This is a genomic window from Neisseria sp. HMSC055H02, from assembly GCF_001813335.1.
GTDB classification, from domain to species: Bacteria; Pseudomonadota; Gammaproteobacteria; order Burkholderiales; family Neisseriaceae; genus Neisseria; species Neisseria sicca_C.
Window position 1 is genome coordinate 57,202 of record NZ_KV812095.1, and the last position, 14,087, is coordinate 71,288.

The window sequence follows — 14,087 nt, forward strand, 5'->3', positions numbered from 1 at the left end:
TCTGATTGCGTTTTGCTGCATTAGAAAATAAGGAAACCTTTTTATGGTTCGGACTATGGCTGTTTCGATTGTGTTTTGCATATCTTGACGGCCGGCGTCTCTTATCATTTCGTTCATTTACGCTATCTGTACAATATTTTAGGATTTTAGGTAAATTAACCTAAATTAGGTAAGATTGCGTTACTAATCATTAGTTCACTGTTATTCAACAAATATTCCCTTTTGTCTTCGAGCAGATCGCTAATATTCGAAATGGGTAATTCAAAACAATTCTAGCATAACGGAAATAAAAATGATGTGTTCATAAAACAATAATTGGCCAGATAATATAATATATTGAAAATATTAGTAATAATATTTATTCAGTAAGAGAAAAAATAGATTTTTTTGGAAAAAACTGTTGTTTTTTGTACCGCTTGGCAAAATAAAAGACCGTTTATTTTCAAAAAAAGGTCGTCTGAAACTTTTCAGACGACCTTTTTTGTTGGTTTGCTTCACACTTCGATTTTATTGGGCGTGAAGGTTTCCCATTTGTTGCAGGCAGGGCAGTGCCAGAAGAAGACTTGGGATTTGAAGTGGCAGTTGCGGCAGCGGTACATGACGCTGCGTTGGAGTTGGCGGCCGATGACGGAGCGCATCATGTCGGCGTCGGCTTTCCATGCGGGATTCATGTCGCTGATTTTCAAACCGAGCAGGCGGTATACGCCGTTGAGGTCGGGTTTTTGACGCACGAGGTCGATGGCAAGTTGGGCGGCTTCGCTTTCGCCTTTGAGCAGCAGGGCTTTTTCGTAAATGACGTTGATGAAGTCCAAATCGGGGAAAGTCTGCATGTAGCCAATGAGCCGGTTCAGCCCTTCTTCCTGTTTGCCTTGGGCGGCGTAGGCTTCGTAGAGTTTTTCGCCGACCATGCTCAGGTAGGCATGGTTTTGCTGCTCGATGGCGCCGTATGCCTCGACAGCGGCGGGGAAATTGCCCTGTTTGGTTTCGATGTCGCCCAAAATCATGTTGGCGCGGGCGCATTTTTTGTTGGCGTCCAAGGCTTTTTGGACGTTGTAACGGGCGGCGTCAAGGTTGGATTTGAACAGCGCGGTTTGGGCAAGTTCGCAATAAAACTGTGCAATTTCAAATTGGTAGGTTTGCTCGTCGTGGCTGAGGAGTTGCGCGGTTTCAATGGCTTTTTCCCAGTCGCGGTCTTGCTGGTAGATGCTGAGCAGGTGCTGACGGGCTTCGCGCGCCATGTTGCCTTCCTGCAAGCCGATGAAGATTTGTTCGGCGCGGTCAACCAAGCCTGCGCTTTGGTAGTTTTGCGCGAGTTCGAACAGCACCCGCGCGCGTTTTTCGTTGACGGTATCGGGCGAGTCGAGCAGGGCTTGGTGCATATTGATGGCTTTGTCGTTTTCGCCGCGCTGACGGTAGAGTTTGCCCAAAGTCAGGTTGAGGTCGTAAGACTGCGGCTGCTGGTCGATGACTTCCGCCAGTTCGCGGGCAGCACGGCCGCTGTTGCGGTCAACCAATGCGTCCAGACTTTTGTAAAAGCCGGCAGGCACGCTTTTCGCCTGTTTCAACACGGTTTTCATGTCGATACGGGCGGCAAACCAGCCCATGGCGAAAAAGACGGGCAAAAGGGTAATGGGCAGGAGGATGACCCACAATTCGTTGTCCATGTGATTCCTTTTTTAAGGCTTGGGCGTTTGTATGGGTTGTTTGGCAGGGGCCGTCGTTTGCGGCGCAGGTTGCTGCGGTACGGGGGCGGTAAGGTCTTTTTCGCTCAAATGCGCGTGTTTTTTGACTTCGGCACGCAGGCGGTTGTTTTCGCTGCGCAGCGCCAAAAGTCTGCCGAACAGGGCAAACATACCGAACACGATGCCGATGACAAATGCGCCGAAGAGGACGACAATCAGCGGTAAATCGGCTTTCTGACCGGGCAGGTAGTGGAAGGCGACGCTATCGGTATTGATGACGGCGAGCAGTAAAAACAATAATAAAATGATGACTTTGATAATGGTGTAAATCAGTTTCATGGATGTCTCCGGCGGTATGCCTGTCGGAAAGTTTTGAAAAGGTCGTCTGAAAATTCAATAGGCGGTCGATAGGGATTCCGTTTCCGAATCCGTTTGCCGCAGATGCGGCTTAGTTTAAACGATTTGGATTGTTTCGGATAGGATGTGCGGCAGTTTTCAGACGACCTTAGGCTTCATTATATAGTGGATTAACTTTAAACCAGTACGGCGTTGCCTCGCCCTTAGCTCAAAGAGAACGATTCTCTAAGGTGCTGAAGCACCAAGTGAATCGGTTCCGTACTATCTGTACTGTCTGCGGCTTCGTCGCCTTGTCCTGATTTAAATTTAATCCACTATAGATATGTAGTACACGGTAGGCATGATTGCTGACAATTCGTATGCGTATAGGAATGGATGGTTTTCCGTATTTCGTTATCAGGCAAGGGCTTGGGCGAAAGCTGTTTGCGAAACAAGTATTCGGACTTGTCAAAACCATCCGTACAGGCGTATCTTTCAACTTTTAATATCTAAACAGAACCAAACAGAATAAGAAAGGCAATCACCATGAGCAGACCCGTACCCGCCGTGTTCGGCAGCGTCTTCCACGCCCAAATGCCCGTTATCGCCCACAAGGACGGCAAATGGCAGCCGACCGAATGGCAAACTTCCTCAGACCTCACCCTCGCGCCCGGCGCGCACGCCCTGCATTACGGCAGCGAATGCTTTGAAGGCTTAAAAGCATTCCGTCAGGCAAACGGCAAAATTGTCTTGTTCCGCCCGACGGCAAACATCGCCCGTATGCAGCAAAGCGCAGATATTTTGCACCTGCCGCGCCCCGAAACCGAAGCCTATCTGAATGCCCTGATCGAATTGGTCAAACGCGCCGCCGAGGAAATTCCCGACGCGCCTGCCGCGCTGTATCTGCGCCCGACGCTCATCGGTACCGACCCCGTTATCGGCAAAGCCGGTTCGCCGTCCGAAACCGCGCTGCTTTATATCCTCGCGTCTCCGGTTGGCGACTATTTCAAAGCCGGTTCGCCCGTGAAAATTTTAGTTGAAACCGAACACATCCGCTGCGCACCGCACATGGGCCGCGTCAAATGCGGCGGCAACTACGCCTCCGCCATGCCCTGGGTGTTGAAGGCAAAAGCCGAACACGGTGCAAATCAAGTCCTGTTCTGCCCGAACGGCGACGTACAGGAAACCGGCGCGTCCAACTTTATCCTGATTAAAGGCAACGAAATCATTACCAAACCGTTGACCGACGAATTCCTCCACGGCGTTACCCGCGATTCTGTGCTGACCGTCGCCAAAGACTTGGGCTACACCGTCAGCGAACGCAATTTCACCGTGGACGAACTCAAAGCCGCAGTCGAAGAGGGCGCGGAAGCAATTCTGACCGGCACCGCCGCCGTCATCTCACCCGTAACCTCTTTTGTCATCGACGGCAAAGAAATCGAAGTGAAGAGCCAAGAACGCGGCTACGCTTTGCGTAAAGCCTTAACCGACATCCAATACGGTTTGGCGGAAGACAAACATGGCTGGTTGGTTGAAGTGTGCTGATTTGATTTTGTATTGATGCAATCGGTGGAAAGGTTGTCTGAAAAGGATAAAATGCTTTTCAGACAACCTTTTTTATGGCTAATGGAAATAGAAAAATTCCTGCCTGCCGTCATTTTTCATCGGTGGTAGGTACAACACCTTAATATTGTAGATTTTTGATGGCGGGGTCGTCTGAACATACTGTTCGGATGATGGATTAATTTTAATCGGAAAGGTGTTTACTTGCCTTGCATCCATTATTGCAAAAGGGATAACGTTATATGGAAGAACCGCAAATACACCTACGACGCGATAAGCAGATCAGGCTGCATGACAAGCGGCGGCATGCCCCGCCGTTTTGGCAGGCAGACAGGCCGTATCTGCACGAACACCATATTTCCGATGCGCGCTTCCGCAGGTTGGGTTACATCATGGCGATGTTGGCGGGTGCGATCAATGCGGGCGGTTTCTTTGCGTTTTCACGTTATACGTCGCACGTTACCGGCTCGATGTCGCTGCTGGCGGACGCTGTTTATCTGCGCGAATGGGTAACGGCGGCGGTGGCTTTAATCAGCGTGTTGTGTTTTGTGGTCGGTGCGGCGCATTCGGGCTGGGTGGTTTTATGGACGCAGCAGAAACGGTTTCGCGGCAGCTTCGGTTTTTCCATGTGGCTGGAAGCAGTTTATCTGTTGATATTCGGCTTGTTCGGTCTGACGGCATCGAAGTGGAACATCGGGGACGGGAATTTGGTTTTCCCGTCGTTGGCTTTGTTTTTAATGTGTTTCATCATGGGAATGCACAATACGGTGATGACGCTTTTATCCGGCGGTGCCATCCGTTCGACGCACATGACCGGCACGGCAACCGACTTGGGCATCGAGCTTTCGCGCGCGCTGTATTATTCGAAAAAACATCATCCGCGCCTGCCGCATGTGCGTGTCAATAAGCCGAAGATGTGGCTTTTGGGCGGATTGATGTGGTCGTTTTTGTTGGGTGGGGTGATTGGTGCGTGGGGCTATCATCAGATAGGCCATCATTTTGCCTTGCCGGTCGCGCTGGTGTTGTTTGTGTTGGGCGCGGGATCGGTCGGTTACGATGTGCGTTTGAGGCTGAAATATATGTTGATAAGGTATGTCCGCGGCCGTTATGGGAAAAAATAGGTGTTGCAAACGCCTTGAGGAACCAAACTTCATTACGGTAATCTTACTGAATACGCAGAATAGAAAACCGAAATGTCAGTTTGCGGTCAGTTAGGTAATATCGGGTTAAGCGAGATTTACTACGCCGCAATCTTGGCTATCATGCTGCTTCAATCTGTTTGGAAGGGTTTGCAGCCCGCCGAAACATCGTTGAAATACATCAAGCCGCTTTTCAGGCGACCTTCTGTGTCGGAGCGGTATTTTTTGAAAGGACATCTCAATGAAATTCTTGAAACCTCTGACCGTTGCCACGTTAGCAATCCCCTTGGCTCTGACAGGCTGTGTAACCGACCCTGTAAGCGGACAACGCAACACCAGCAAAACCGCCATGTACGGCTTGGGCGGCGCGGCAGTGTGCGGCATCGTCGGCGCATTGACCCACGGCGGCAAAGGCGCGCGCAACTCTGCGTTGGCGTGTGGCGCGATTGGTGCGGGCGTAGGCGGCTACATGGACTATCAAGAGAAAAAACTGCGCGAGAACCTGAAAAACACCAACATCGAAGTGGAACGCCAAGGTAACCAAATCAAGCTGGTGATGCCTGAAAACGTTACCTTCGCAACAGGCAGTGCGGCATTGAGCGATCAGGCGCGAAATGCTTTGGCGACCGCCTCCGAAACGCTGGTGCAATACCCCGACACGACTTTGACGATTAACGGCCATACCGACAACACCGGCAACGATGCCATCAACGAGCCGCTGTCCCGCAACCGCGCGCTTGCCGTTGCCGACTACCTGCAATCGCGCGGCGTGAACGGCTCGCGTCTGACCACCGCCGGCTACGGTTCGCGCCATCCTATCGCGTCTAACGCCACAGCCGAAGGCCGCGCCCAAAACCGCCGCGTGGAAATTTTGATCAATCCCGACCAAAACGCCATCAAGGCGGCGCAACAGCAAATGTAAGAAGCTATCCGTCTGAGGATAAAGTTTAAAGGTCGTCTGAAACAAAATCAGGTTTCAGATGACCTTTTTATATGGAAGTAATGCGGGCCGGATGTCCGAATACCTCAAGACAATTTGAGGTCGGAGGCAATAATGAAATGGTGGAAACGCATGAAACAAAAAAAGGAGGCAATCCCCCACAGGATTGCCCCAATACCTCAAATCAGAGATTTACGCTTCACAAACAATACAGGCTTTCGCCTGCGGCTTTACCTGCACGGCTCAACTCCGTGCGGGTAAACTTTTGTTCCGAGAGATTGAGGCTCGGAACATCCGCTGCAAATCAAAGGATTTGCAGCTGAAAACCGGAGTATCAGATTTGCCGGTACGGCTGTAATTTGATGTAGCGAAATTTACTCGAAAAATTTGGGTTTGCCAAGTAGTTTACATTATTTTTTTATGAAAAATTAATATTTATAATATTTCAATATTTATTTAAAATTTAGAATATAATTTTTCTTAGTCAAATTTTTCATGAATATAAAATAAAAAAATTTATAATATTGAAATTATATTCTTTATGGATTAGACAATATAATTGATTCTTTTAAAATATTATTTTATAACACTCTGATTTTAAATTAAATTAAATTTTAATATATTAATCAAAATTTCGCATCATATTTATGTTTTACGGAAAACGCCCCGATTTTTCCTGTATTGAGCGTTTGATAGGCCAAAATACCCAGTTTATCCAAAGAGTTAATGTGAAAAATTCTCAATTGAAAATTTGTTACTATCGTTGTTAATTTTCGATTTAATAGAAATGATAAAAGCCCGAATATGACGGGCTTTGCTTTTTGTTGTAACTGTATGTAATTCAATAAAATCCCTGTTCGCCTTCGGGACGGGTTTTGAAGCGTTTGTGCAGCCAGAAATATTGTTCGGGATTTTCCCTTGCCCGCGCTTCGATAAAGTCGTTCATGCGTTGGGTGTCGGCTACAACGTCGTCTGAAGGGAAGTTTTCCCATGCCGGATAGAAACGCAGTGTAACAGTGTTGTCGGCATTGCGCGTGGGGATGGCGGGGATGACTTTGGCTTTCGTCATGCCGGCAATGCGGCTTAAGCCTGTAATCGTGGCGGTGGGGATGCCGAAGAAGTTGACGAAAATGGAGTCGTTGCGGCCGAAATCTTGGTCGGGCAGGTAAAGGAAGGGGGCGTCGCTTTTGCGCAGTTGCTTGATAATCGCGCGCAGGCCTTCGGTGCGGCCGATGAGGAAGACGTTGTTGTAGCGGTGGCGGCCTTTGAGGATTTGTTCGTCCAACGCTTTGTTTTTTTGGTGCGAATACATGCTGGTCAGCGGCACGTCCTGATTGAGGGTGTAAACCGCCATTTCAAATGCGGTGAAATGCGGATAAAGCAGGATGACTTTTTCGCCTGCCGCGAGCGCGTCGTCGAGATGGTGTTTGTCTTGATAATGCACAAACTTGCGCAGCCTGTCGGCAGGCGCGTACCAATACAGGCCGTATTCGAGCATCAGCTTTGCCATGTGCTGAAAATGGCGTTTGAGCACGGCTTTGCGTTTGTCTTCGCTCCATTCGGGAAAGCATTTTCTAAGGTTGGTCTCGCCGACTTTTCGGCGCGGTTTGACGGCGTAATAGGCAAGGATGCCCACGGCGTCGGCGATTTTGTGTATGGCCTTGAAGGGCAGGAGCTGAATGAGGTAGAGGAGGAAAAAGGCGGCTTTCATGGCGGCTGTTGAGGAATGGGGCGGGAAAAAGGGAATTATAACGGAAAGGGCTGTTGTCTAGTCAGAGAGTAGGAGTCTGAGTAAACTTGTTTTGGCTAAACCTGCTACGCTCTTTTTCAGACGACCTTTTCACCATTGGAAGCGTCCCCGTCTGACTTTCATTCCGTTCGGATTCAACTGTGCGGCAAGTCCGTGGTTGCGCAGAGCGTGGGTCAGGGCGACGGCGAGTCCGTCGGCGGCATCGGATTGGGGCGTGCCGGAAAGGGAGAGCATTTGCACGACCATGTGCTGTACTTGTTCTTTCGCTGCCTTGCCTTTGCCTACAACGGCCTGTTTGACTTGCAGGGCGGTGTATTCGGATACGGGCAAGCCGTGCATGACCAATCCTGCCAATGCCGCGCCGCGCGCCTGTCCGAGCATGAGTGTGGAGGCAGGATTGACGTTGACGAATACCTGCTCCACGGCGGCCTGTTGCGGCTGGTAAGTTCGGACGATTTCATCGATATGGCGTACGATGACGGCGATGCGTTCCGACAGCGGCGCGTTCGGAGGGGTTTTGATGCAGCCGGAGGCGATGTAGAAATGCTCGCGGCCGCGGACGTCGATGACGCCAAAACCGGTTACGCGGCTGCCGGGGTCTATGCCCAGGATGCGGGTGGTTTGTGAAGCGGAAGTCATGATTATGCTGTTGAGGCGGTGAAACCAGGATTATAGTGAAATCAATATAAAACGGATATGGGATGCGATGTGTCTTTTCAGACGACGTTTTCACGATTTATGGTTTGTTTACGCAAGAGGGGCATATACTGGTTGGTCAAATTGGTTATCGCTATTCGGTTGTGTAAGAAATATTTGAAAGGAACGGACAGGATGAAACCCTTGTATATTTTGGTTGCGGCCTTGACGGCTTTGCCTGTGTTGGCGATGGCGGAAGTCCGCCTTTATGGCGAAATCAAAAGCGGCGTTGAAGCGTCGCGCATTAAATCGAGAGACAGTTCGGTATCACATAGCGGCATATATGATTCAGGCAGTTATATCGGTTTGCGCGGCTCGCTACCCATCGGTAGTGGGAATAATGTGTTGTTTCAGGCAGAACAGGATACGCCGGTAGGTTCGCGCAGCCTGTCGCGCACGGTTTGGCATAGTCCTTCCCCCCATTCGGGCAATATGGGAGACGATGCGGCAGGGCAGTTTGGGAAATATTGAATTTTTTGTCGTTCGTGTAATGAAAAGGTCGTCTGAAAACCGATTTGGGGGTTTCAGACGACCTTTGCCGTTTTGTTTAAGCTTCCTTGTTTAAACCCAGCTTTTCAGCAATTTTGTTCCACACGGCTTCCAGCGGAATGGCTTTGAGCAGGCGTTTTTTGCCGGATGTATTGATGCTGTCGGGGTGGGGTAGGTCGCCGAAATCACCCGCCCAAATAACCTCGGCATTGTCGGAATAGGGATGCCATCTGTCCAGCCATGAGGGACCGAACAGGGCGATTTGCGGTTTGTTCAGTGCAGCGGCGATGTGCATGGGGGCGGAATCTACGCCGATGAAGAGTTTGCAGCCGTCGATGGCGGCAGCCAGTTCGCGCAGGTTAAGGTTGCCCGACAGTATCCATAATTTACCGCCTTCGGGAATTTTGACGCGTTCTAAAACTGCATCGATCATTTGTTGTTCGGTTGCTGAGGGTGCGGCGGTTAAAACGACGTTTTGACCGTGGTTGAGCAGTAATTGGACGATGGCGGCGTTTTTGCCGTCTTCCCAGCATTTGAATTCCCAACGCGCGCCCGGGTGGAATAAGACATAATCCTCCCCGTTCCAGCCTTGTTTGTTCAGCTTGCTTTGCAAATTCGAGCGGGCATCTTCGCCGATTGCCATCATCACTTTTGCCGGCGGTGTTTCCTCAGGCCGGATAAGCGGTGGCAAAACGTTCATATGATATTCGGTAATGTGGCAGCCGCGTCCGGCTTCGGGGTTGAGGAAGTCGTGGCACCAACGCCAGAAAAAGTGGTTGCGTTTGATATGGCTGATGCCGACGCTGCATTGTGCGCAGAATTTGGCGAGTATTGCCGAGCGCCATTGGTCGGACAGGTTGAACGCCCAGTCGTACCTGCGCTTTTTCAGGCGCGAGAACAGCTTTTTCTCTTCGCATAGCTGGGTTTTCAACCCCTGCTTTTTCCAGGAGCGGTCTATGGTGAAGATTTCGGCAATTTCAGGATTGTCGCTGATGATGTCGGCGGTTTCCCGGTAAACCAGCATGTCGATTTCGCAATCGGGAAAGCGGGTCTTGAGGGCGTGGACGACGGGCGTGGCTAACAGGACGTCGCCGTGGTGGCGCAGCTTGATGACTAAAATACGTTTCGGTTGGGCCAGGGACATAGTTTGCTTTCGGCGGATGGATTTCGGTCTGCCTATTGTAAAACGAAACGGCACAATGGCGAACTGCCTTTTTATGGTCGGAAGGATGGTGTTCGGGGCAGTATCGTTGCACGATATGCGCTTGCCTTTCGGATACGATAGAATGCGGACAATTAATCCCTAGAATAGCGGGCGTACCGTTTTCAGACGACCTTTGTCCCGCGCATCTGCCATGAATACACTCAAACATATCGTCCTCATTGGTGTCGGGCTGATCGGCGGCTCGTTCGTGTTGGACTTGAAACGGCTCGGATTGGTCGATACGGTAACCGGCATCGATTTGGATCGCGACAACCTTGACCGTGCGCTTGAACGGCGCGTCATTGATCGCGCCTACACGCAAATCGACGCTTTGAGTATGCACGAAGCGGATTTGGCCGTTATCGCTACGCCTGTTTCCACATTTCCAGACATTTGCCGCACCGTCCGACCTTATTTGAACGCGCATACTGTGGTTACCGATGTGGGCAGTACCAAACAATCTGCCGTTCAGGCTTTCCGCAGCGTCCTGCCCGAACATTTGTCCCGTTGCATCGCAGCCCATCCGATTGCAGGCTCTGACAGGAGCGGCGCGCTTTCCGCACAGTTCGGATTGTTTCAGGACAGGAAGCTGGTGATCACGCCGCACGGGGAAGAAGATGAACAGGCCGCCGGCCTGGTTGAAAACCTGTGGCTGGCAGTCGGGGCGAAAACTTTCCGCATGAGCGCGGAAGAACACGATGCCGTTTTTGCCGCCGTTTCCCATATGCCGCATCTTGCCGCCTTTGCCTACGTCCACCAAATCGCCGATCATCCCGACGGTCGGCATTATCTTGAATTTGCCGCGACGGGCTTTCGTGATTTTACGCGCATCGCATCCAGTCATCCCGCCGTATGGACGGACATCTGCCTTGCCAACAAAAACAGCCTGTTGGATTTGATTGGCGGCCTGCGTACCCAGTTGTCCGAACTCGAACGCATCCTGTCCGAAGAAGACCGCGCCGCCCTTTACCGCTATTTTGCCGCTGCCAAACAAACCCGCGATGAATGGCTGGAGCAGCAATAGTAGGTTTGAAAGAGGCAGTTTCAGACAATCTCTGTATGAATAGATAATTAAACCGGGTCGTCTGAAAACAAAGCTTCGTTAAAACCCTTTATCCGAACAGGACAACTCTTGCTATAATTGCCCGATAGACACAATAAGCCCGCAAAGACACACCATGAGCCACACTCCGTTATTAGACACCATCCATCTGCCTGAAGATTTACGCATGCTGGATAAAAGCCTGCTGCCGCAGGTTGCTGCCGAATTGCGGGCATTCCTACTCGAATCCGTCGGTCAAACCGGCGGGCATTTCGCCAGCAATCTGGGCGCGGTCGAGCTGACCATCGCCCTGCACTATGTATACGACACGCCGGAAGACCATTTGGTTTGGGACGTCGGCCATCAAAGCTATCCGCACAAAATCCTCACCGGCCGCAAAAACCGGATGCACACCATGCGCCGCTACGGCGGCTTGGCGGGCTTCCCCAAGCGCAGCGAATCCGAATACGACGCGTTTGGCGTGGGCCATTCCTCCACCTCCATCGGCGCGGCTTTGGGCATGGCGGCGGCAGACAAGCTCTTGGGCAGCAACCGCCGCAGCGTCGCCATCATCGGCGATGGTGCGATGACGGCGGGGCAGGCGTTTGAAGCCTTGAACTGCGCGGGCGACATGGACGTGAACCTGCTGGTCATCCTCAACGACAACGAAATGTCGATTTCCCCCAACGTCGGCGCGCTACCGAAATACCTCGCCAGCAACGTCGTGCGCGATATGCGCGGCGTGTTGAGCACCATCAAGGCGCAATCGAGCAAGGTTTTGGACAAGCTGCCCGGCGCGATGGAGCTTGCCCAAAAAGTCGAGCACAAAATCAAAACGCTGGCGGGCGAAGCCGAACACGCCAAGCAGTCGCTGTCTTTGTTTGAAAACTTTGGTTTCCGCTACACCGGCCCCGTGGACGGACACAACGTCGAGCATCTGGTTGACGTATTGAAAGATTTGCGCAGCCGCAAAGGCCCGCAACTGCTGCACGTCATCACCAAAAAGGGCAACGGCTACAAACTCGCCGAAAACGACCCCGTCAAATACCACGCCGTTGCCAACCTGCCCAAAGACGTTTCAGACGACCTCAAAACTTCAACGTCGTCTGAAAAAGAAAACAAGCCTGCCGCCAAACCGACCTATACGCAAGTGTTCGGCAAATGGCTGTGCGACCAGGCGGCGGCAGATTCCCGATTGGCGGCGATTACCCCCGCCATGCGCGAGGGCAGCGGACTGGTCGAATTCGAACAACAATTCCCCGACCGCTATTTTGATGTCGGCATCGCCGAGCAGCACGCCGTTACCTTTGCCGGCGGGTTGGCTTGCGAAGGCATGAAGCCCGTCGTCGCCATTTATTCCACCTTCCTCCAGCGCGCCTACGACCAACTGGTGCACGACATCGCCCTGCAAAACCTGCCCGTTTTGTTTGCCGTCGACCGTGCGGGCATCGTCGGCGCAGACGGCCCGACCCATGCCGGTTTGTACGATTTGAGCTTCTTGCGCTGCGTGCCGAATATGATTGTCGCCGCGCCGAGCGATGAAAACGAATGCCGCCTGCTGCTTTCAACCTGCTATCAAGCAAACGCCCCCGCCGCCGTCCGCTATCCGCGCGGCACGGGAACAGGCGCGCCCGTTTCAGACGGCCTTGAAACCGTAGCCGTCGGCAAAGGCATCGTCCGCCGCCAAGGCGAGAAAACCGCATTCATCGCCTTCGGCAGCATGGTCGCCCCCGCATTGACGGTTGCCGACAAACTGAACGCCACCGTCGCCGATATGCGCTTCGTCAAACCGATAGATGAGGAACTCATTGTCCGCCTCGCCCAAAGCCACGACTACATCGTTACCGCCGAAGAAAACGCCGAACAAGGCGGCGCAGGCAGCGCGGTGCTGGAAGTATTGGCGAAACACGGCATCTGCAAACCCGTTTTGCTTTTGGGCGTTGCCGATACCGTAACCGAACACGGCGATCCGAAAAAACTTTTGGACGATTTGGGCTTGAGTGCCGACGCGATGGAAAAACGCATACGTGGATGGCTGCCGGCAGCTTGAATTAAAGCTGCTAGCAAATAACGCCGCGCCGTTGCAAGCAATGAATAAAGGTCGTCTGAAAACGGATGTTCAGACGACCTTTGCCCTGTTTTCGATACGGTTTATTTATCGGCGTATTGCGTGTGGACGGAAATGATGGCTGATGATGTGTGCCGTATCAAAAACGAGGCGAACTGCCGTATCAAATAGAAAGCCTATGCCGTTGTTTCAAATTACACAGATAATGGTACAGGTATTTTTTGGGATATACCGTGAATCTTTATTCAGACAACCTGCTGATAGGTCGTCTGAACACGCAGATAGGAACTGATATGCAAAAAAACATCCGTGCCGCCGCCGTACAAATGATTTCGTCCACCGACCCCGATAGCAACATTAACACCATGAAACGCCTCGTGCGCCAAGCAGCCGAACAAGGCGCGGATTGGGTGTTGCTGCCTGAGTATTGGCCGCTGATGGGGTGCAAGGATACTGACAAACTGGCTTTTGCCGAACCTTTAGTCGGTAGTAATTTTAGCGAAACCCGCAGCGCTCGTTTTCAGACGACCTTGAGCGAGACATCGGCGGAATGCGGCGTGGTGCTGTTCGGCGGCACGATTCCGCTGGAAAGCCCCGATGCGGGAAAAGTGATGAACACGATGTTGGTGTACGACCGCGACGGTACGCAAATCGGGCTGTATCACAAAATGCACCTGTTCGGTTTCTCAGGCTTGGGCGAGCGCTATGCCGAGGCGGACACCATCAGCGCAGGCAGTGATGTGCCGAAATTGACCGCCGACGGCGTGTCGCTTGCCGCCGGAGTGTGCTACGACTTGCGCTTTCCCGAGTTTTTCCGCGCCCAGCAGCCGTTTGACGTTTTGCTGCTGCCCGCCGCTTTTACTTACACGACAGGCAAAGCGCATTGGGAATTGTTGCTGCGCGCCCGCGCGGTGGAAAATCAATGCTACGTCATCGCTTCGGCGCAAGGCGGCGAACACGAAAGCGGCATGCGAACGTTCGGTCATAGCATGATTATCGATCCGTGGGGCGAAATCTTGGACGTATTGCCCGAAGGCGAGGGCATCGTCATCGCCGATTTGGACGCTGCAAGGCTGCAAAGCGTGCGCACCAGACTGCCCGCTTTGAAGCACAGGTTGTTGTGAAGATGATTAAAACGTGATTCAAGCTTGTATAGTGGATTAAATTTAAACCAGTAC

The 14,087-nt window shown here is 51.8% G+C and carries 12 protein-coding genes and 1 pseudogene; 7 read left to right on the forward strand and 6 right to left on the reverse strand.

Translation table 11 applies throughout. The annotated features are described in order from the left end of the window. Positions 1–494: 494 nt before the first annotated feature. The 3 genes and pseudogenes from lapB to HMPREF2907_RS13550 form a co-directional block, all read right to left on the reverse strand. The gene (gene lapB, locus HMPREF2907_RS06475; RefSeq protein ID WP_070681355.1) at positions 495–1,664 is read right to left on the reverse strand and encodes a lipopolysaccharide assembly protein LapB; all 1,170 of its coding nucleotides are present in this window, start codon (positions 1,662–1,664) and stop codon (positions 495–497) included. A gap of 12 nt (positions 1,665–1,676) precedes the next feature. Further along, positions 1,677–2,021 (reverse strand): LapA family protein, encoded by a 345-nt coding sequence (locus HMPREF2907_RS06480; protein WP_060975093.1) that lies wholly within the window; start codon positions 2,019–2,021, stop codon positions 1,677–1,679. A gap of 274 nt (positions 2,022–2,295) precedes the next feature. Further along, positions 2,296–2,358 (reverse strand): annotated as a pseudogene (locus HMPREF2907_RS13550) (transposase); the annotation flags it as partial. 206 nt (positions 2,359–2,564) lie between these two features. On the opposite strand from HMPREF2907_RS13550, the gene ilvE reads away from it, so the two are divergent. The 3 genes from ilvE to HMPREF2907_RS06495 all read left to right on the forward strand — a co-directional run bounded on the left by ilvE (position 2,565) and on the right by HMPREF2907_RS06495 (position 5,642). Further along, positions 2,565–3,563, forward strand: a complete 999-nt coding sequence (gene ilvE, locus HMPREF2907_RS06485; protein WP_070681358.1) for a branched-chain-amino-acid transaminase — start codon at positions 2,565–2,567, stop codon at positions 3,561–3,563. A gap of 260 nt (positions 3,564–3,823) precedes the next feature. Then, on the forward strand, positions 3,824–4,702 hold the full coding sequence (locus tag HMPREF2907_RS06490; RefSeq protein ID WP_049227519.1) for a YoaK family protein: 879 nt from the start codon (positions 3,824–3,826) through the stop codon (positions 4,700–4,702). Between the two features lie 259 nt (positions 4,703–4,961). Beyond that, positions 4,962–5,642: a YiaD family glycine zipper/OmpA-like lipoprotein gene (locus tag HMPREF2907_RS06495; protein ID WP_070681362.1), complete on the forward strand. Its 681-nt coding sequence runs from the start codon at positions 4,962–4,964 to the stop codon at positions 5,640–5,642. 859 nt (positions 5,643–6,501) lie between these two features. Here HMPREF2907_RS06495 and HMPREF2907_RS06500 read toward each other — a convergent pair. Next, complete coding sequence (locus HMPREF2907_RS06500; RefSeq protein WP_070681365.1) at positions 6,502–7,371, reverse strand: lipid A biosynthesis lauroyl acyltransferase; 870 nt, start codon at positions 7,369–7,371, stop codon at positions 6,502–6,504. A gap of 129 nt (positions 7,372–7,500) precedes the next feature. Next, a complete protein-coding gene (gene ruvC, locus HMPREF2907_RS06505; protein ID WP_070681368.1) occupies positions 7,501–8,049 on the reverse strand; it encodes a crossover junction endodeoxyribonuclease RuvC in 549 nt (182 codons plus the stop codon). Between the two features lie 192 nt (positions 8,050–8,241). On the opposite strand from ruvC, the gene HMPREF2907_RS06510 reads away from it, so the two are divergent. Further along, entirely contained in the window at positions 8,242–8,577 is a 336-nt protein-coding gene (locus HMPREF2907_RS06510; protein ID WP_070681372.1) for a porin, read from the forward strand. A gap of 76 nt (positions 8,578–8,653) precedes the next feature. Here HMPREF2907_RS06510 and rfaQ read toward each other — a convergent pair whose 3' ends face one another. Beyond that, positions 8,654–9,739 (reverse strand): putative lipopolysaccharide heptosyltransferase III, encoded by a 1,086-nt coding sequence (gene rfaQ, locus HMPREF2907_RS06515; protein WP_070681375.1) that lies wholly within the window; start codon positions 9,737–9,739, stop codon positions 8,654–8,656. Positions 9,740–9,950: 211 nt separating this feature from the next. Here rfaQ and HMPREF2907_RS06520 point away from each other — a divergent pair, with 211 nt between their 5' ends. The 3 genes from HMPREF2907_RS06520 (at position 9,951) to HMPREF2907_RS06530 (ending at position 14,033) form a co-directional block, all read left to right on the forward strand. After that, complete coding sequence (locus HMPREF2907_RS06520) at positions 9,951–10,823, forward strand: prephenate dehydrogenase (RefSeq protein ID WP_070681378.1); 873 nt, start codon at positions 9,951–9,953, stop codon at positions 10,821–10,823. 154 nt (positions 10,824–10,977) lie between these two features. After that, a complete protein-coding gene (gene dxs / locus HMPREF2907_RS06525; RefSeq protein ID WP_070681381.1) occupies positions 10,978–12,891 on the forward strand; it encodes a 1-deoxy-D-xylulose-5-phosphate synthase in 1,914 nt (637 codons plus the stop codon). Positions 12,892–13,202: 311 nt separating this feature from the next. After that, complete coding sequence (locus tag HMPREF2907_RS06530; RefSeq protein ID WP_070681383.1) at positions 13,203–14,033, forward strand: carbon-nitrogen hydrolase family protein; 831 nt, start codon at positions 13,203–13,205, stop codon at positions 14,031–14,033. Positions 14,034–14,087: the final 54 nt, after the last annotated feature.